This is a genomic window from candidate division KSB1 bacterium, assembly GCA_022566355.1.
Lineage (GTDB): Bacteria > Zhuqueibacterota > JdFR-76 > JdFR-76 > DREG01 > JADFJB01.
In genome coordinates, this window is the sequence record JADFJB010000059.1 from 1 (window position 1) to 20,088 (window position 20,088).

Below are 20,088 nucleotides of genomic sequence, written 5' to 3' on the forward strand. Positions count from 1 at the left end.
TCCATAAGCAAATGTGGCATTTTCGTTGTCATAGGGAAGGTTTTTTGAATATCCCAATGTAAAAGTCGACCGTATACTTGTAGAAACCGGAATGTTTAAATCTGGGTTGGTTTTTCCCGAAATAACTAACGTATCTAAAGTATAGTGAGTAAAGAGTTCTGGATGAAGGCCGAATCCACTGTTCTTTCTTACACTTTCGAACAAACGGTATCGTAAAACACCTTCACCCGGTATTTCGGAGAGTTCCTTTAACTTTTCGTAAAAGTCACCATCTTCGATTTCTAAACCTGACAATGCATTTTCAATATTGTCACGCTCTTTAAGCAAGAATTTGTAAATATCAAGAGAATTTTTATCAAAAATTCCCTGAGCATTAATGAGTACAGTTGTATAAGCACGATTTAACCTACTAAGCCCCGCTGGATTAAAATATAAGGTGTTTTCATCATCGGCGACGGCTACAAAGGCATTCCCCATTCCGATCGGTCTAACGCCACTGAATGATTGTCCTTCAAGAGAATTTGTAACAACTATAATTAGGAATAAGCTAAAAATACTTTTGTTCTTCAAGAGGCTCATTTTTTAACTTTTATATTGTTAACAAATTAGTTAAATTTGTAGGTATTTTGCTGGTTATACCGAATAGCAGTTCAAATGCATTTAGTTTTTTAACAATTTGGAATCGCGTTTTAAAAGCAAGGTCAAAATATTTATGCACGTTATATCTAGCGTACCCAGAAAATGCAAACCCTAATTTTAGATCACTATTTTTTGAGGTGTTATTTGTTGAATTATTTAGCTTTGTGTTAAGCAGATGTACAATTAGCCCACCCCCAATCTTCAATTGAATTTTGTTCCCATTGAAGGCGGTATATTGTGGAACAAAATAGACAGCATAATCTCTGAAATCAATATTGTCTACGGATTTGCCCCAGGTTATAAAGCTTACATCATATGATATTTGGAATTCATTTAGAAGCTTAAAGACGTTTAACTTGAAGTTAGAGTGGTAAACCGTCTCGAAAGATAAGGTATTGCCAACTTTGTTAAAACTTGGCCCAACAAAAAAAGAGAGCGAGTTATAGTTATCGGCGGGATTAACGGATTGAGCAGATAAAAATGGTGCATTGATAAGGACTATCAAACAGATTTGTAAAGTAACCTTTCTTACAAGCATTTTAATTGACCCTTAAAATAATTCACAATTAAAATTATTCTACAAAGAAGAACCTTTAACTTTTTGGAGAGATTAAATAAAATATTTTAAAACGGGGCCCATATTCAGCCAGATTGTAGACGAAAAGATCTAGGTCAAATTTGAGAGTGCAGAACAAGTTAGGCCTTTATCCCTACACAGATCAGATTCCTACTTTACTTACCATTAATATTAAAATGTTAAAATTATTTAAAAATGTCAAGTGATTTCTAAAAGAATTTTAGAATGAATCAATTTCGTATTTAGAGCTTTATCTCAAGCTGCGCACTCACCCTTCTATCTAAATTGGCATTAATTTGATCCGCACCGCTGCCGATCACGTCGACGTCATCTCGGTATGTTTCAGCGTATTTTAAATAGGCCGCAAACATTTTGACGGGCCGGTACTTAAGAAAATACCAGCGGTTGCCGCCTCTCGCCTGAATTGGGCCCTGAAATCAGGATTATCCGAGTAATCGGCGGAAAATATTTTGACGGCGGCCTTGCGGCCTAGCTCTAAATCCTCTGCGAGATATACCTCCCCCATCCCGCCTCGGCCAAGCTGCCTGATTATTTTGTAATGCGAAATCGTTTTACCAATCATGATATGGTTATCTCAAGATAGTGTTTGGTTTTAGTCTGGAGATAATTTCCGGTTATGCAATACAACAAATTAAAAGTTGAAAGGTCCAAAGTCAATGATTTTCTTGACTTTATTTGAATATTTGGATAGATAGATAATTTTTCAGATTGTGGACATAGTTTTAAATGTGGTTGGATAATAATTCTGAAAAAAAGTATTTGGAAGACAAGCAAGCACTGTACAAGTAGTTCCCATTCCCTGGTATTCAGGTTTATTTATAGAATAGCTGTAAATCTGGTGGTTTGCCGCCTCGAATGCTTTTCTAATACCTTTCGCAGCATCGTTGGTCGAATTTGAAAAATAGGCGCGTTGAACAGCGTCGACTGCCAATCTACTAGCTTCTTGCCCACCGCTGTGCCCTCCCATGCCGTCCGCAATGATGAATAGCTGCCCGTTTGGTACTGAGAGATCGTCGTTATCTGGAGGGAATTTACCATAACTATCCTGGTTCTCGCTTCGGACCAACCCAATATCGGAATTATACCCGACTGTTATAGATAATTTTTTGCCTATCCTTAACATTTTATTTCTGCTTTAGAATCTCCACCTCCACGGCCCCTTTCGGTCTTGACACACAGGCAAGGCGGTATTGATTCGGATCAAGGTCACAAATGTCTTCCAGAGTATCTCTTTCCTCGTCATCCATCTCATTCAGATTTTCTTTTCCTGAAATGATTCGGATCGGATCTCTACCACAACCTCCTGCATGACAATCCGCTTCGATGTCAACATCATTTTTCTCGGCGATCTCACATATGGATTGGCCCGGTGCTATCGGAAAACTCTTGCCCTCATTCTTAAAAGTCACAGCCATGTCTCTCTTTGGAGTTGGTTCGGAAGAGATTTTCGGTTCAGCCGGTCTCTCCGCCAATCCAGCTTCTGGTTGTTCCGTGGGTTTCTCGGTTACTATTGAAGCTTTGGATATTATGCTGAAATGAACATCAGGACGGACCTTTTCTTCTTCCAGGCTCAACCTAAGAGTCTGCCGGCCCACTCGAAATTGATCGCCATCCTCCAACTTTACAGCATTTTTGACCTTCAGATAGCTGCCGTTCATACTCCTTAGGTCTTTTATGAATAATCCTTCTTCTTTCACGGACATGGCGAGATGGCTGCGTGAAAGGGTCATGTCATTTTTTTGCAGCGTGATACCCGGTGACTGCCTTCCGACGACAATAGTTTTTTCCGGTAAGGTATAACGACCTATCTCTTTCCCTGTTTGATCATAATGAACAAAGCCATAACCGCCATTCTCTTTTCGAATGAGCAAGAACTGTCTGCCGACACGCAAAAGATTCCCCGGTTCCGCTTTAATGTATCTGCCTTCCGGCGCTCGCAGGAAAACTCCGTTTGCACTGCCATCATCGCGGAGAAAATAACCATCGGGTCCGTGCGAAACAGATGCATGCTTGTCCGATAACATCGTGTCGTCGGGAAAGTTAATATCACATTCTTTCCTGCCGATGGTAGCGACTTGATTCTTGAGCAAGGGATAGTGATCCTCATCGACATCGTCTTGAAGAACCCGGATAAGGTATGCCGGATGTTCTTCCTCTATACGGGCAGGTTCGACGCTTTCCTTCGGTGGGCCTTCGCTATCCACGACAGCCACGGGTTTCGAGATAGCCTCCTTAGCCTCTTCTACCTTTTTCTCTTCCTCAACGAATTCCAACTCAACATGAATTTCGTCTTTTCCTGCCAGTTTCTGCGCAATCACTTCAACCACCTTAACCCCGTCAGTCACCGCGGATTTGATGTTGCCCAAATGCTTGATTTTTCGAAAGGATGCAGGGTCGGAGTCGAAATCATCGGTTTCAAAATGAGCCTTGCTCAAAATGTCCCCGATCAAATAGACGTTTGGCTGCTGGGTTTCCAGCAAAGGGGTTACAATCATACGCTTCTTGTTATCTGTTCCCGTTGCCATATAAATTCCTATTGAATTAAGGAACCGCTCTGGGATTTCCTGGCCGATGCAGGTAATACAGTTCTCTTTTGGAAATTCCAGGTGGGCGCTCTCATTGGGACGTCCGGGAATAACCTTGCGGTCAATTCGAACGGAGAGATATTCCTTGCGATCCTCCGACGTAACAATCGCATTGGGTTCGCTGTGCGGAAGGTTGCAGATGTTGCCATTTCCCACAAATGCATCAAAAAAAACGTCTGCCAGGGCTTTGGAAACCAGGGGCATTTTGTCGCCTCGATGGGACCAAAACACTTCAGTTTTAACATTTGCCTCGGCTTTCGCATTGGATATGGCAATCACTGCTTCGGCGGCCGATGTGCCTCCGCCTATTACACAAACAGGAGCGCTCACATAATTATCAGGATCCGAGAGTCGATAGGCGATCCCCTCGGTGTTGCCTGGTATGTCAAACCGCCGCGGCATTCCGGAACCAACTGAGAGTACGATGTGCTTCGCGAGTATAATTTCCTCTGACTTGGTATTATGGTTCCAGTTCTTCGTTTGCCAAATTCCATCTTTTCCGGGCTCCAGGCCGGTTAGCTCGACACCAACTTTTGCCGGAATATTATTTTCTCGATAGTAATTCTTCCACTTCCCAAACATTTCATCCTTATCGATGGGAGAGAAGTGTAGTAAAGGAATTAGTTTATCTCCCTTGGGAAATCTCATTTTGTCAGCACCGCCGAAGCCTGGGAGCAGAAGCTTATCCTTGGCATAATCGCGGATCCGCTTCATCAAATCGTCAATATCGATCACCAGCGCGGAAAGCCCTAATTCTTTGGCGCGAAAGGCGGCGGCCGTTCCGCCCGGCCCGCCACCCACGATGAGGACATCCAGGACTTCCGGCAGCTTGACAGGCTCATTCAGTATAAATGTGCCGTCTTCCAGGATTTCTTTGTTTTTAGGCATGAGTGGTAAGTTCCTTTAAAGGATTTCTTATTTCAATGATTTCTCATAAAACAGCAATCCCACCGATCCCATTGGGGACATCATTATTTCGATAAAAGCTTTGCTTCCACCTTACCAAATTTGATGATAGCATCAGGCTCAACCTCAAATTCTGCCTCCATCTCTTTATCATCGAGGAATGTGTGGTTCTTGCTTTCCAGGTCTTTAATCTTTACTTTGTTAGAAGAAACTGTGACTCTCGCATGTTTCCGGGAGATTGACGGATCATCGATATGTATCTCGCATTGAGCAGACCGCCCAATTACATACTCACCTTCTTTCAATTTAAAAGTCTTGGACTCATCCTCAAGATTTGTAAATTCCAAGATGAGTTGTGGCGTCTCATGAACTGGCGATTCCTCCCGGGTTTTTTCCGCTTTAAGTTCTGGGATTTGTATGAAATCAGCGTCAAAAGTCGTCTCATTTGCTTTGGAATTTCGAACAACATCAGAATCAATATTTTCAGATTCGGAGATTCGCGGCAGCGGCAAGAATTCATCACCCATTTTAGTTTTGTCTGCCTCTGCGACCGCCGACTTTTCTTCCCCAGCATCCTGCTCTTTGGCAATATCGGGTGGAGTTATAATCTCGTCATCGAACCTGGTTTTAGCGGTATCAACTTCCAGCTCTTGCCTGGTTTCCTGAGGTTTACCTTCTTCCAATATCTGCGGTAATTGCACTGGTTCCGGATCAAACTTGGTCTGATGGATCTGTGCCTCAGGTTTTACCTGGGCTACTTCGGCATCGCCATCTTTAGGTCTCGGTGAAACGTCCAAAACTTGAAATATGAATTCAAACACTTTTGCAAACGTAATGACATGCAGCTTGCCTAGCTTTTCTTTGCGTGTTACCCTCATTCCATCGAGTTTTGTGCCGTTACGGCTGTTCAAGTCCTCCAGGTAATAGGATTTCCTGTCCTCATCAAAAGAGATTTGTGCATGGTTTCCTGATATCACGTTCGGATAAAGTACAATATCATTCTCCGGTTTAGAACCAATAGTAACCCTGCTTCCTACCTGGAATTCAGATCCAGCCAATTGACCGGTTTTGCAAAATAATTTAGCTTTCATTTTTACAGATTCAGATTATTGGAAATACAACAACAAATTAGATCTTTGACTCTTGTTTGGATGAAAATAGTGACATGTAGTACAGCGATTGGAAGTCAGTTTCGGTTGATGACATTCCTGACAGGTCTCGATCGTGGGTATATTCTGAATTGCTGCTCGATCTATGGATGCGTCTGGTTTATTATTACTTGTGAGTATCTCTGTGAATGGAATTCCTGTATGACATTCTAAGCATCTTTTTTGCAAAATATGATCTCTATGATTGAATTCAGCCCGCCGTAAGACTCTTTGATCCTTCTGGACGCGAACAACAGTTGCATTTTCTACTTCATGACACATCTGGCAAGGTTGGGTGAGCTTGTCAACTAAACTCTCATATTTCTGGAAGTCATTTTCCGTTAATCTTGGATTCGGCTCCATGATACTCAAAAGGAATTTGGTGTCATCGAGAGTGCTGTAAGGGTCTCTAAGTCTTTTTTCAATTTGCTTCAGTGCACGATCTATACTTACCAGGTCACTTTGCACCTGTCGCTCCGGACGCGCCCGCAGTTCAAGTAAATACTCTTTTAGTTTTGCAATTGCTTCTTCATACAACAGCTTCACTTCGTGAGCAGGCACATCTGCTGAAGCGGTAAGCAGATCTGCAATGCCGATATTCGGAAATATTCTTCGTCGTATCAATTTCATATTCTCCATAATCCACGGATCTTTGTGGTAGATGGGAGATTTTCTTATGTTATTACCCCGTTTCCTGAATTCATTATGATTAACATAAAATGCCCACAGAGTACCTGGCCCTTTAAGTTTTTTGATACCCTGCAAAGTTTCAACACCAGGCGTGTTTGATCCGGTTCTGATTGGCAGCCAGGGAGTATTTATACTGGAGGTAAGGTGACACGTATCACAGTGCCGGTCAAAGCTAATCGCTTCAAAACTCTTGCCGTCGGATTTGGTATTATGACAACGCAGACAAGCCTTTTCAATGTCGACCAGGTTTTCTCGTTGCATTACCCTGTTCACATGGTCAATGTGGGTGAATTTTAGACCCGAATTATCCGGAATCTTCTGTGCGGCAAATTCAAATTCAGGATGCTTTTGATTGAACGAACCAAACTGATGGCATTTGAGGCATTGTGAATCAGTCAGTTTAGTAATGTTTGCATCACGCCCTAAGTGTTCTGCATGGCACGAGAAACATGGCGTTTCACTTACGGAAGAAACAAGCCGTCGAAAATCATCGGAACGATAAAGATAATGTGAATCGTAAGAATAAACACCTAGTTTATCCCCAAATTTTTCGTGACACACATTGCACTTTTCATTAGTAACAGATGCAAACTGATCGTGACAGGCGGCACAATCGTTTCCAAAATTTGCATGGTTTGACGATAACGGCCCGTTGGATATGAAGCTACTTTCTTGAAAGTTTATGTTGATTAATGCGTAACATAAAATTAAAGCAGCCGCCACAACTCCAATCCATATCATGTTTTTGCGGGACGGTGGGAAAATATATTTCTTTGAAATTGGGAGGTTGCTATCCCCAAATGTGCCTTTTCTTCGCATCCTGGCTTCTTTATTTTATGCTAAATTAATCCAGTGACTTCATCTAATAATAGAATACTGAGTAAAGATGTAATCCTACTAGAACGATTAGAACGATTGATACGGGAATGTGAAGGTAAAGCCACCAGCGTAATGCCTTTTGTAGTGTATAGTGTGCATCAAATTCCAGTTTGGTTTTGTATATTTGTTCTAATTGATCTAGTTTTTCCCTTTGTTCTGCCGGCAGTAGCTTGCGCAAATAGCTGAAATGTTTTGTTTGAGTCCGGATTCCACCCGTGATATCCATATAATAAATCCATCGTGTTTCCGGTCCGACAAATGCCGCGGCCAAACTGTTTTGGTAGAACTCCCTAATGGATTCGTCGCAGCTTTCGATTATTTCCTCTGCCCTTTGCCTGATTTCGTGAATGAGTTCTGGAATTCTCTCATAATGAATTTCGTATTTAAGACCTGAAGTAAGTGCTCTTGGAATCCACTTTTGCAGAATTACGCCCAAGATCCCACTCAAAGTAATCCATATGCTTAAGTACCACAACCAGATTGTAAGTGTGCCTGTTGGGTAACGAAAACCGGTGTGCATAAAGACCAGGAGCAGGAACAACGTACCCCCGTAGACATGGAACTGAACCCAGGTGTGTGATCTGCCCAGACCCAGCTTTGAAACCCATTTCATCCGCCGCCGCCGAATGCCATAGGCTGCAGCGCCCAGCACAAGAATGGCGGCCGCGATACCATAGCCGATACCCCAGTTGCTGCCGGGATGAACTTGCCAGAAAGAAGCATTGATCAGATAAATCGCGAAACATACAATGCATGAGATGACAAACGCCCAAAACCATAAACGCGATCTTACCCAAAACTTGATATAGAATGTGTTATCTTGCGGACTCATTGGTTGATAACAATTGCTGGAATTCCTCGATGCTGCCCACACGGAAGGCGCAGCCGTGTGGACAATTGCTTACACATGCCGGTCCGTGTCCGGTATCATAACATAAATCACATTTTGTGGCCAGAAGGCGTTTTGTACCGCGCAGGCCTTGTGGTACCATATCACCGGGCCAAACTTCTCCGGTATCAAACATAGTGATCGCATCATAAGGGCAATTATTCGCACAGGATTGGCAGCCGATGCATAATTTCTCATCTATGGCCACCACGTCTCCCACGTTGGTGCGGTGAATGGCTCCGGTCGGACATCCAACCAGACAAACGGGATCACGGCAATGGTAACATGCGCGCGTAATGAGGAGGTTATCGTATTTCTCACCTTCGCGCACAAACCTGGGCAGTCCGCCATGCGTGTCCGCACATCCCTTCATGCAGTCGTCGCAACGCGTACAAATATTTGTGTCAATCACCAGAATACTGTTCCCCTGCACCAAACCCTTTTCGAGAGCAAACTCAATGAACTCCGACTGGCCTATGTTCTTCTTGTTGGAACCGGTTTCTTTGATTCTGGCTATGGCTGCTTGCCACAATTGTCTCTCAATTCCGGGGAATTGCTGCATCACTTGCTTCATATCGTCATAGTTTATCTTGATCAGTTCCGAGAACTCCACGGAGGATGCAGTAAGGTAGCAGCCGTCTAAATCCTGGATGAGCAATTCCACTTCACCAAGGGTCATCCCCTTGGACAAATAGGATACCACAATTTGATTGTCACCAATCGCCTGCGAAAGTTTTACAAATCCGGAACGCACAATGTAAAGTGCATCGCTGGAATCACTTTCATGAACAATGATTTGATCCGGCTCACAGGACAACAACTCTACTTTCTCCTTAAGTGCGCTGATAAAACTATCTTCGCAATTCCGGAATAACGGGGTCAACTTAAGCTGCGCAAACAGAGACCTATCTCTATAAGCCTTATCAATCCGATCCTTGAAAGCCGTGGATTTTCGTCTCATCAAGCGTAGTGCGGGCACCCGCACTTGAACGATTTCACAGTCCGATACGGTTCGAGCCGTCACCGACTGCGGCCATCCACTCAAGGCTCCGATCTCGCCAAAGATTTCTCCGGGCCCCAGTGTCACCTTATCCCCTATCGGTATATTGAAGTCCATTACGGACAAAAACACCAGGTCGGCTTGCTGTTTACCCTGCTTTTTGATTTGGGTGTGAAAAACGGTATCCGAAAGCGATACTTTTTCGCGATCTCTCGCCTGGGTTTGCGCTTCGCTGAATACTTGGGTTCGGTGCGAATCGAATCTGGGGCTGCCCAATTGTGTATCGGTCTGCACTTTGGAAAGATAGACCTCAACGCTGCCCTTGACTACAAAAAATGCCAGATCGAGATAGGAACCTTCCTCAAAAATGATGGCGTCCTTCTTCCATTTCGCAACAGAGATATCCGTACTGATCCTTTCTAGAAACTTGTCATCATAGTCCTTAAACGGGGCATACTTTTTTAATTCATTTGGTGACAATTTTTCTGATAATTCTAGTATTCCGGTACTGGCGCCATAGGAACTCCAGCGGTCTCGGTATTGCTCTAAACGTTTAATTTGAGTGGGTGTAGTTACCATGTTAAATTCAATAGATTATGCAAGAAGGAAGCCTTGCGGAATCAAAATCGTTTTATTGCTGGCGTCCAATTTGTTCATATAAAAGTTCTATCCGTTTCTTTAAGATGAGTAATATTTCCTCAATCGATGTGCTGTCGTTAATAGCCGGAAATGGCGGTAGTTTGATATTCTTCTTTTCGATAAGCTGACCAGGGTTTATGTTCACTGGTGGCGGTATTGGTGGCGTGACATCTGTTGGCTTCTGGCGATCTGCAACCCTTGTCTGGCTTAAACCAGCTTCTTGGGATTCGGTTGGTAGTCTGCGCGAAACGATTTCAACTTCAGGAATGGCGCCTCTTTTCCGTTTTGTTTCCGCGTAGGCAGTCCCCAGTTCTTCAACGCTGACAATTGGGCTCTCCCAATGTATAATTTTTTTATTCCACTCTACCAAATTGAAAGTTTTCCCTTTTGGACGTCCCGTACCGGTTGGATGCCCTGCGGATATTAACCTTGGGTCGGTGATATAATGACATTGTGCACAGGCTTCCGCCCTAATGCCCACATTCTCTAATTGAACCATACCAAATTTTTCACCCTCCAGGTAAGCCCTTCCTTCCTCCTGATGGGGTTTGTTATATCCACTTGCAGGTCCATGGCAGCTTTCACAACTGACGCCATCGAATACTTGTTCAGATGCTTGATCCGTAATGATCGTTCCGTGGCAATCCATACAGAGATTATCTCCCCGGGTCATATCTAAAACACTAAGACCGTAATTTCTTGCTAATTGAATATTTTTTTGAGTTTTATTAAAAAATGGCTCTGCCGAATTAAAGTGCTTATCTGATTCCCACCATTTAATCTGATCGGAGTGACAATTGCAACCTGGAAAAATCGTCTTGAACTTTGACCGAGGCCGAATATAGTTTTTCTTTGCATAAACCGGAGGCGGATTACTCTCTGTCTCAGCTTGAGCTTCGCCGGCTGGTTTTAATTTCTTGTCGACTATGGAAACTTGATCCGTAATGGTTGTGGATTCCGGTTTTTCAAGCGTATCAATCGTTTCGACTACAAACAGGTTTTCCGTTCCTGCAATCACACCGTCTAGAGCAGTAAGCTCACTGCCATCATTTCTACTGATAAATGTTTTGGTGGCTTCGCTGATTTTTGCAGCTACATCCAAAAGAGCAGATTCGTTGTTTGGCCCGATATTTACATCACCAAGCAGGCTTAGCATATCCTGAACTTCCTTAATTGCTATCCTTTTCTGAATTGCCATAAGGCTGTTAACGACGCTCCTTACTCTCCTATTCATTGCGCGGCCATAACCGCCGGTCTCTTTTGACACAGCCATGCCACGAATGCTATACTCCAAATCCACCGCTTTGCCAACAACATAAAGGATGCGGTTTTGTTCTTGTGATCGCTCCGCGTTTTCACTTCGCGAGGGGTCAAATTGAGCCTGTAGAAAATTGTGTCGAATCTCATCAATCCGATCAAGTAAATCGAAATCGCGACTACCACTTGTATGCCCCCCGACATTCACTAGTTTTTCGTGCGGGACTGTATGGCATTGAAAGCAGTTTGCCACAACTCCGTAAACCTCAGACGGCCGCAACATCCCATTTTTTTTACTTTCCAGAATTCGCTGTTCCTCGTGCTCGGCCGATTCTGTGTTATATTTCGCTCCTGGTCCGTAATTATTATGAACATCAATCCAATCTTTGGCTGCACCGTGGCAGGATTCGCAAGAGACACCTGATATTGCACGAAGCTGTTCATTTTTTATAACACCGGTATAATGACATTTCAAGCACAAGCTCTCCCGCTTAATAAATTTAAAACTCATATTTTTTGTGATTCTTTCGGCTAATTCTTTGCGGTGAAGCGTCTTAAAACTGGTGGAGTGCTTGGTCTTTTCCCACACACCATATTCTAATTGGTGACATTCGTTGCACGGCTTCGCTGTTACAATCTTTTTGGGATCGTGCCAAAGAAATTTCTCCTTCGTGGTTTCCTGGGCTGAACTTGTTGAAAAGCCGGACCCGGAAACAATCCCCAAAAGAACCCAATAGGTGAAATTCTGTAATCGTGATTTCATTTTTAGTAAACCAATAATTTGAGTCATCCGTTCTAAAATCTGAATAAAAGCTCCAGTCGCCCACCAAAACGGAATTCATTTGTGCTAACAGGTACGTCGAACTCGTACACAGCAAATCCATCCACAACAATAATTCCTCTCCTGCCAAAAGCCGATTGAAAACGTGCACCTCCGGCCACGGCAGATTGATCGTCGTCTAACGAACTATGTCTGCCACCCAGCTCAAAAAGAAGTTGTTTTCGGGTATGAGCGAAAAACATTTGATAACCCAACGCTCCACCCAGCGATTCATCTGCCCGGTTGACCAATGGCGATCCCGCCGCGCCGAGGCGGCCCAATCCAACGCTAGCAAACAGGATACCTGTGCGACCAAGAGGGCCGCCCATTGCAGGTCCGCGAGTTGCAGACCGAAAATTCTTGATGCCCCAAAAGCTGTTGAAATAGATCAAATTATGATTGCCTTGCGGGGTCCAGGATATTTCGCTGAACAGAAGGACGCCCTGTTCGTTGTGCTGACTTTCTTCACCTATTGGCAAGGAGCTCACAACCCGGAAGGATGTATTATATTTACCCAGGCGTTGGACTGCGCTCAATCCAGCATAAATTCCATCCCCGGTAATCGGGTTAGAATTAATATAAACAACATCGAAAGCCACTGTACTTTTTCGCCAGTCGGTTTCGGTAAAGAATCCGACCATTGAGGCGCTGCTATCCTGCTCGGGTAAATTGGTCCGATTAATCTGGTTCCAGCCGTACAGAAGGGTCCAACGAAAATTGACTGCTCCAAATTTTTTCCCGTTGATTTTGGTTATTCCTACAGCGTCGATGTTATCATTAATAAGCAACCCTTCTTGAAAGCTAATTAATTGCCGTCCCACTGAGAAACCGAAATCGAGACCGCGTTTATCATCTCTGTCCAAATTGGGAAAGAGTTCACCAAATTCACCTTCGAAAAATAGCGTCGTTAGTTCGAAATTCAACTCATCTTCAAAACCATTATTTAATGGATCGGGTTGAAAAGTAACCCCTGTAAATCTGCCATTCTGATCGAGTGGACGAAAACCGAACAAAAGCCTTTCTGTAAACGTTAGATACAGATTTCCAAATAAATCGAAGCGGTTTGCCCATTCGGACACTTGCGTAGTTCCGTTGTCAAAGGTCTGCAATCCCGTTCGGTAAGTACCGAAGGCAATAAAATAGGGCTGCCACACTGCTCCGGTTGGAAGCTTAATGCCTTGATTTAGGGTTCCGGTTCCAAGAAATTTCTGCCCAATCTCAAGAAGAGGTTTTGGCCTTTGAGGGAAATTTTTTAATTGCAACGGTATATACTTATCAGTTATTCGACTATCGTGTTTGCCCTTATGCTTTTTGTCATCATTTTTGTTATTATTGGCTTTATCATTTCTTTTGAGTGTATCTGCCTGGATTATAGAAGTTAATCTCTCCATTCCAAAAAAAGGATTGGAAAACGCGTTGCCCCAAAAAATAAGGCAAAAAATGGATCCAGTGGTCAAATATCGAAGAAATTTTAAAATAGAATGGGTCAACGTAGCTTTATTTCCCCTCTTTAGAATTATTATTATTCTGTGTTGATTGAATATCAGAGGATATCCTGCCAGGCTTCAAATTTATATTGCGCTCCCATAAGACCAGATGGCCGGCAAGAACTTTATCGGCCACTTCACGAGCTGACATATTATAGTCAAATCCAACGTCTTTAATCTCATGGACAAGGTTAATAGGAACCATCCCTGCAATCAATTTAATATTGGCGTTATAAGGAGCAATGCTTCCAGCCAGTTCAGAAGACTTCACTTCATACCTGGGCCACTTACTGGTAAGCGGTGGCAATACCGTTCTGTGCTTTCGCGCTCCCACCGGGCGTCCCAGCAAAATAGTCGATCTTGTTGAAGGTCGTAAAAATGGCAAAGGACTGGAAGAATAATTCAACGCCAAAACCTGTTCGCGTTCACCACCTCGTAGCAATCTGACAAGAAATTTTGATTGTAGGTTGAATAAATATTTGTCTTGAGGAAGTTCACCATTATGCACGTAGAGTGAATGAGCGTCCCGGAGATCGCCATTGGGGTCTTGATCACCGGACTTAAAAACAACCTTCCCCTGGCTATCGGTAACAGTCACCTGGAGAAATACCACGCGTTCGGCATCAAAGCCGGTTGGGACACTATGGCCGTCTGTAACATTGCTCACTTGAACTTTAAAAACGATACCCGAGTTATCCGCTTTCTCAATGAGTATCTCGCCTAATTCGTAACCTGCCCGCAGCACTTGCTTTCGCTGCTTCTCACTTTCTTTTAATGATTTGAGATTCTCTGCGATTATGTCTCGAGCATCATAGCGGTCATCAACAGAAGTCCACCGAGGTGGAAACTCGAATCCTTCCGGGATGCTATCTTCAAATTCATCTGTGCCCCAACCTGCTTCATAATCAAAGGTCAACCATTCGCGGATAGTTGCCAAATCGGCAGCTTGTGAATTGTGCGGAAAAATACCCGGGTGTATCACAGAATAGTCCGGACCTGCGAACATATGGTTGGTTCGCTTTCGTGGTTTGGTCAGCTTACCGCCAACAATAGCTGCAGGAGCTATTTCGTACCCTAAAGGTTTACCCGGCTCCTTTCCCATGTGGCAGTCTTGGCAGGACACACCTTTCTTGCTTGCGGGTGAAGTTTTGTAATCGCTAAATGCTTCCTCTAATCGAAATCCGTTCACAAGATTAACGTCGTGGCAAGTAGCACAAAATCCTGAAGTCGACATTTGATCTAATTTTATAATGTTGGTGTGAATTGCTCGTCCTGGTTTGCCTCGCTCAGTATTGACATTGTATTCGCCACTTGAAATCACGCGACTGAGTTCTTCATTTCCTGTTGGGCCAAATACCGTATCAAAAATATCGCCTTCAACAATAGCCAACCTGCCACTAACCTTGCCGTAGGCATTCTTTAAGCGATGGCAAACAATACAGGTTACTCCTTCCCGCGAGGTTGGGTGGCGATCTATATTGGTCATAAATTCGGGTTCATTTTGATTCATGCCAACCGGGTTATGGCAACGAATACAGAAATCGCCGTTGGTACCATTCGTAATTTTTAAGACCGTGGCTTGCATAGCGTTAAAGATGGGGCTCATCTGGGCATAAGCATGCGGTGAGACAGCCCAATCCCGATAATGATCAGGATGGCATGTCCTGCAGGTTGCGGCAGAAGGAAATTTTGCTTCCAAAAGCGCGTCATTTTCGTTAGAAGATTGTGCGGAAAGTAGATCGGGGAATAAAAGCAAAATCATTATGCAAGCTAAACTGAAATTCTGAAAAAAATGAAGAGCACTACTTTGCCGGTAAGATATGTATATAGTCATTAGTTTTCCTAATTTTTTCTAAAAAAGTTACTATAGGGCCACAGTGTGCTCCCCAACGACGATGGCAGCAAAAACCGTTGTGTTGGTGGTTTTATAAGATCCAAACCTAAGTGGAACTAAGTCATTGTACATTTTATCAAAGATTTTAACAACTTATTTTGTCAAAAGCATCTTTCTGACATTCAAAAATTCGCCTGCTGTCATGCGAAGCAGGTATACGCCGCTTGCCATGGGGATACCTTGATCCGTGGTTCCATCCCAACTAACTGTGTACCGACCGGCGCTCTGTTTTGCATCTAACAAGGTTCGAACAAGCTGTCCCCTCAAATTGAAAACAACAATCTTAACGAGACTCGTTGTGGGCAATTCATAGTTGATGCGGGTTTCAGGATTGAATGGATTGGGATAATTTTGGGACAACGTAAATGCTTCCGGAATTCCTGAAAACCCCAAATCGTTGCTATTGATAAAATCTGTTTGACCCACGACAATTCGAAAATCTCGTTCAGTACCTTCTTCGCCTGCGATGAATGTGTACGCATTTTGTTCGATTAGATTGACAGAAATCCGACTGGTCTTGTCAATCAAAACAACCTCCATCTCAATGGGCAGGTTCTGAACATTCGCCAGAGACAAGACAATTTCAGAATTCGGGATATTGGATTTCAGATGAAGATCCCAGTAGTGACCTTCAGTGTTGATGGAGCGAAAATCACCAGTGTAAAGACCGGGATAGGTGTCCCAATCTTCATGGGGAAAATAGAGCGACACGAAGCTGTCGAAAAACGGCGCCTCGGAAAAATCGTTTTTGTCCCACTCGTCGGATGCTCCGTTTAAAACGCCAATGTAATTATCTTTGTCCAAAAAGCGGCCGCTTTGCGCAGTGAGCTGCAGCGCCCACTCATCATTTTGCAATTTAAAAAGCTCCGACAAGCCCAAACTTTGTTTGGCAACGACACTATTGCCAGTTGAAGATTTTGGTGGAATTTCAATTGTGGTCGTGCCGCCTAAGTTGTTGACGAAATAGCCCTGGTAGGGCACCAACTGAGTACGCATAAAGTCGTAACCTGTGGCATCGTTGCTCGAACCGGAGTAGCCGACCAGACGATTTTCAACATTAGTGCCTTTAACCACATCGCTCCAATTAACTGTAAAGGCAAACGGGTTGCCGATCTGATTCCATCCTGTTTGTAGATTAATCACGTAATTCCCCTCAGTAGTCACGCTTTTTCCTGACCCAGTACCAAGGGATTTTGAGCCTCTGGTTATGAACCAAAATCCTCGTCCGGGATCCAGATTTCCCGTATTAGGAAATTCATCAAAATTGCCATTTATATAGCGCAGAAGACGCCACTGGGTATCATCATAAGTTCCCAAATCATCCACAAAGACACTCGATGGCGAGGAATTATCCAAATCGATGGGCACGGAAATCATACGGTAAGCCAAGTTTGGCGATGAGAAAGACAAATTGCTGCTGGTAACCTGAATAATCTCCGGGTTGTCTTGTGGGTTCGTTGCTGGAAATGTCGTTGAATTGCCTGTTGGGTCTTGAGTAGAAAAGTAGTATTCCACACCTCTTTCAGTAACGAAGTTGGGCAGAATGGCCCCTTCCCAAATTGCTCCACTTGTATTTGTCATGACGCTCGAAGAATAAGAGCTTGCGCCACCGCGGCGATAAAAAAGTGTTGCGGATTGCACGTCCACGTTATCGGTTATTGTAGCTGAGATGGTTTGGCTTTGGCCTGATGATATGGAAGAATTTGCAGAGTGTGTGATTACTGGTGGGTTAACGTCTGAACCAGCTTGATCAAAAGCCGCCTGTGCAGCATCGGCATTAGCCTGCAAATCGGCTAAGTCCGTGCCACCTACAATGGCAAATACGGCTCTGACGCCATCACCAACCGGTATTTCGTACGGCCCAACAGAGATCATTGGTCGGTAGTCAGTGGTATCCGTTGGCGTATCTTCAAATGTAATCATCCAACTAAAAAGCAAGGAGTCGCCACCGTCGTCTACTTGGGCATTGAACGTATGTCCGGAAACTTCACCTGAAAGGACACGAACGCCATAATAATTCGGATTGTCTGCACCGTCAGCTTCGAACACATAACTGAGCTTTCGGACACTATCGAATCCTGCAAGATTGTTGCCAGCAGAACCCACATCCCAATCTATTGCCACACCAAAATAGATGCCGCTTAGATCCGTTGTGGTTTCGTTGAAAATGGTATAATCCATTATGACATAATCATCGTCAGGCGGCGTTGATTTTGAATAGGAATCTTGGGAAATAGTGATCCCTATGGGGTTATCAGCGCGTCGATCGCTAAAAGTGCTCGTGAAAGCCTGATCAAACCCGGGAATAGGGCTTTGTGTTATTGGACTCATAGGACCTGTTGCAAAATGACTGTCATCCTCAAGCGCATCCAATCTTCCTGAAACTTGTGATTCTGACTGACCTATCACCACATTCCCATCGAAAAGGCCGTTCATCCCGTTAAATTGAAAACCAGAACCAAGGCTAAGATCTGGACGGCCTCCTACTTTGCCACTGTTGAATACAGAAAGTACAGTATTGTTATTGTTATGTTCCAGATGCATCCTGGGGAAAGCATCCACCCAAATAGTAAAAGTTTCCTGAGTGGTACCGGCGGCGTTTGAAGCCTCTAATACGATATCATGAAAACCCTCTTGCCCGGAACCCGGCGTCCAATTGAGTGTACCAGAATTTGCATCCATGGTCATTCCTGATGGTGCGGAAATAAGTGAAAAAGTTGGCTGTGGGAAACCTGTTATAGTAGGAGAGACGCTATACGCAGCCCCTACTACTCCGTAAAGATTATCTATATCTATTCCAGGGATAATTTGAAATGTCCACCGGATAATGGTACCCGCTTTGGGTCTGGGAAGGCCATTGGCTGAATTTATGGTAGTCAAAGGATTATCATCCAAGGAATTTACGGTAATACGGGCTAAAACTTCTGCTCCCACAATTTCTCCAACTGTCAAATCGGGCATTCCGGTAGCTTCTTGATTCTCGAACTTCACCTGAAGGTCCTCATAACTGTTTTCAGGATAAACTAAATAGATCCAATCTGATTGTCGAGCAAGATTTAATGGCCAGGGAGAAGGTATATCATTTCTTATCCCCCATCTAGTGCTATCAGCAAAATCTGCCGGGAAAGTTGCAACTATCATCTGAATATCATCCGATGGATCATCCGGTGTTCCGTTTAAATCCCAACCAGTGATAGGAACCTTATAAATTCTTCCTGTTAAAAAACGATCGTAAGCTAATCCAACTTCATCATCACCAAATCGTATTTCATACATCGGACTCACAACATTATCTATATTCCTCAACATCTGCTGTAAATTCGTTCCATCTGGGCCAGATTGAGACACATAAAATTGGCCCCCATCATCAGGTGAAACGGAAGACGATGAAGCTCCATTTATTTGTGCAGTAAATTCATCTGGATCTGCCACTAAATCAATAGCTGCTGAATCAACTGTACCTTTATATATAAAACGAGGTGTAATTGGCCCTGTGCTGTTAGCTACTATTTCAATGGATAGAAGCTTAATTGCTGGAGGTAGTAAATTAAGTTTTTGGGACCGCTTTTGAAACCAATCCTTCTTGGAAAACCCTTCTTTAGAAAAGATCTTTGGCGATGATTTTTTAGGCTTTAAAATATCATCTAATTTTTCCTGACTGAAAACAAGCGAATTTAACATCATAAAGAGGATTATCAAAAACTTACCTTTAATCATTTTTTATTTCCTTTATTTAAATCACAACAAATATGGAGATTAGGGAGTGAGATCATTCATGACTAGATCTGACATTACTTTTTAACTATCTCAATCCCTGAACTGAGATAATTTTATTTTTTCTTTGTGGCTTCTGTGAGCACTCTGGGTCTCTTTTAATAATAGCTGTACCTTAACTTTTTGCGGTTACCCTGATGGCTATATGACTATTGGGGCTTCACCGCACCTTAGGTTTAGATTAGAAAATTCAATTGCCACCAGGCGCACCAGGAGGGTTAGGCAATGTCGTGTCGCCTGTAACAGGAGGAACAGTAGGTGTTCCACCGTTACCGCCACCTCCCAGAGCTAGCGCCAACCCGCCGACAATGGCCGCTACACCAAATCCTATCAAGAATTTCTTGTTGCCACCGTTTTTTTGAGGTTGTGGCTTGGCAACCTGCTCGTCGATCGGTTTGTCAGCCTCAGCAGGTTGTTCTTGCGGTTGTTCAACCAACTCTTTCTTTTTTTCCTCCTCCATGTGTTTTCTCATTTCTCCTACCATATTCGTAAAAGGTGGCGGGTCTTGAACCGGATCAGGCTGCCAGTCGGGCGCCAATTCCAGTAGTTTTCTTATAGCATCTCTAGCTTGATCGAGATAGTCTTTGGCGAGGAAGGTCAGGCTGAGCAGTCGATATGCCTTACTTTTTTCTTCGTCTTTGATACCAACCGGCAAACAGCTTTCCAGAGTTTTGATGACATCATCAAAGAGACCATCCTTGTATTGCTGTTCAGCCTTTGCCACGGCCGCCTCACATGTATCCTGCGCCCAAGCTGTTGAATTTGCCAAGGGGTTTAGAAGAATTGTGCTAAGAAAGGCCAAAATCACAAAACCTATCAATCTCTTGTTTATCAAATTATGTTTAAATGTTTGCATAATGGCCTCCCGGCTTTATGGGGTCTT

Annotated in this window: 14 protein-coding genes; all 14 read right to left on the minus strand. The window is 43.6% G+C overall.

The features are described 5' to 3' along the window. A partial coding sequence (locus IIC38_11565; protein MCH8126588.1) for a hypothetical protein occupies nt 1-579 on the minus strand: 579 nt, incomplete at its 3' end. 10 nt (nt 580-589) lie between these two features. Beyond that, a complete protein-coding gene (locus tag IIC38_11570; GenBank protein MCH8126589.1) occupies nt 590-1,177 on the minus strand; it encodes a hypothetical protein in 588 nt (195 codons plus the stop codon). Between the two features lie 391 nt (nt 1,178-1,568). Then, complete coding sequence (locus IIC38_11575; GenBank protein ID MCH8126590.1) at nt 1,569-1,799, minus strand: hypothetical protein; 231 nt, start codon at nt 1,797-1,799, stop codon at nt 1,569-1,571. Between the two features lie 141 nt (nt 1,800-1,940). Continuing rightward, complete coding sequence (locus tag IIC38_11580; protein ID MCH8126591.1) at nt 1,941-2,360, minus strand: protein phosphatase 2C domain-containing protein; 420 nt, start codon at nt 2,358-2,360, stop codon at nt 1,941-1,943. Between the two features lies 1 nt (nt 2,361). Further along, complete coding sequence (locus IIC38_11585; GenBank protein ID MCH8126592.1) at nt 2,362-4,710, minus strand: FAD-dependent oxidoreductase; 2,349 nt, start codon at nt 4,708-4,710, stop codon at nt 2,362-2,364. A gap of 83 nt (nt 4,711-4,793) precedes the next feature. Beyond that, the gene (locus IIC38_11590; GenBank protein ID MCH8126593.1) at nt 4,794-5,819 is read right to left on the minus strand and encodes an FHA domain-containing protein; all 1,026 of its coding nucleotides are present in this window, start codon (nt 5,817-5,819) and stop codon (nt 4,794-4,796) included. Between the two features lie 15 nt (nt 5,820-5,834). Next, nucleotides 5,835-7,385 carry a hypothetical protein gene (locus IIC38_11595; protein ID MCH8126594.1) on the minus strand — a complete coding sequence of 517 codons (1,551 nt, stop codon included), beginning with the start codon at nt 7,383-7,385 and terminating at the stop codon, nt 5,835-5,837. Between the two features lie 43 nt (nt 7,386-7,428). Next, the gene (locus tag IIC38_11600; protein ID MCH8126595.1) at nt 7,429-8,277 is read right to left on the minus strand and encodes a hypothetical protein; all 849 of its coding nucleotides are present in this window, start codon (nt 8,275-8,277) and stop codon (nt 7,429-7,431) included. Then, nucleotides 8,261-9,913: a cyclic nucleotide-binding domain-containing protein gene (locus tag IIC38_11605; protein ID MCH8126596.1), complete on the minus strand. Its 1,653-nt coding sequence runs from the start codon at nt 9,911-9,913 to the stop codon at nt 8,261-8,263. Before IIC38_11605 ends, IIC38_11600 begins: the two co-directional genes overlap by 17 nt. Before the next feature lie 52 nt (nt 9,914-9,965). After that, entirely contained in the window at nt 9,966-11,993 is a 2,028-nt protein-coding gene (locus tag IIC38_11610) for a hypothetical protein (GenBank protein MCH8126597.1), read from the minus strand. 32 nt (nt 11,994-12,025) lie between these two features. Further along, a complete protein-coding gene (locus IIC38_11615; protein MCH8126598.1) occupies nt 12,026-13,441 on the minus strand; it encodes a hypothetical protein in 1,416 nt (471 codons plus the stop codon). Between the two features lie 106 nt (nt 13,442-13,547). Next, entirely contained in the window at nt 13,548-15,371 is a 1,824-nt protein-coding gene (locus tag IIC38_11620) for a cytochrome C (protein ID MCH8126599.1), read from the minus strand. 153 nt (nt 15,372-15,524) lie between these two features. After that, on the minus strand, nt 15,525-19,148 hold the full coding sequence (locus tag IIC38_11625) for a T9SS type A sorting domain-containing protein (protein MCH8126600.1): 3,624 nt from the start codon (nt 19,146-19,148) through the stop codon (nt 15,525-15,527). A gap of 247 nt (nt 19,149-19,395) precedes the next feature. Beyond that, entirely contained in the window at nt 19,396-20,061 is a 666-nt protein-coding gene (locus IIC38_11630; protein MCH8126601.1) for a hypothetical protein, read from the minus strand. Between the last annotated feature and the right edge of the window lie 27 nt (nt 20,062-20,088).

What these genes read in the sequence shown, in the direction of transcription:
- IIC38_11570 (MCH8126589.1), bottom strand. Translation starts at nt 1,177, where the DNA reads ATGCTTGTAAGAAAGGTTACTTTACAAATCTGTTTGATAGTCCTTATC.
- IIC38_11575 (MCH8126590.1), bottom strand. Translation starts at nt 1,799, where the DNA reads ATGATTGGTAAAACGATTTCGCATTACAAAATAATCAGGCAGCTTGGC.
- IIC38_11580 (MCH8126591.1), bottom strand. Translation starts at nt 2,360, where the DNA reads ATGTTAAGGATAGGCAAAAAATTATCTATAACAGTCGGGTATAATTCC.
- IIC38_11585 (MCH8126592.1), bottom strand. Translation starts at nt 4,710, where the DNA reads ATGCCTAAAAACAAAGAAATCCTGGAAGACGGCACATTTATACTGAAT.
- IIC38_11590 (MCH8126593.1), bottom strand. Translation starts at nt 5,819, where the DNA reads ATGAAAGCTAAATTATTTTGCAAAACCGGTCAATTGGCTGGATCTGAA.
- IIC38_11595 (MCH8126594.1), bottom strand. Translation starts at nt 7,385, where the DNA reads ATGCGAAGAAAAGGCACATTTGGGGATAGCAACCTCCCAATTTCAAAG.
- IIC38_11600 (MCH8126595.1), bottom strand. Translation starts at nt 8,277, where the DNA reads ATGAGTCCGCAAGATAACACATTCTATATCAAGTTTTGGGTAAGATCG.
- IIC38_11605 (MCH8126596.1), bottom strand. Translation starts at nt 9,913, where the DNA reads ATGGTAACTACACCCACTCAAATTAAACGTTTAGAGCAATACCGAGAC.
- IIC38_11610 (MCH8126597.1), bottom strand. Translation starts at nt 11,993, where the DNA reads ATGAAATCACGATTACAGAATTTCACCTATTGGGTTCTTTTGGGGATT.
- IIC38_11615 (MCH8126598.1), bottom strand. Translation starts at nt 13,441, where the DNA reads ATGGAGAGATTAACTTCTATAATCCAGGCAGATACACTCAAAAGAAAT.
- IIC38_11620 (MCH8126599.1), bottom strand. Translation starts at nt 15,371, where the DNA reads ATGACTATATACATATCTTACCGGCAAAGTAGTGCTCTTCATTTTTTT.
- IIC38_11625 (MCH8126600.1), bottom strand. Translation starts at nt 19,148, where the DNA reads ATGATTAAAGGTAAGTTTTTGATAATCCTCTTTATGATGTTAAATTCG.
- IIC38_11630 (MCH8126601.1), bottom strand. Translation starts at nt 20,061, where the DNA reads ATGCAAACATTTAAACATAATTTGATAAACAAGAGATTGATAGGTTTT.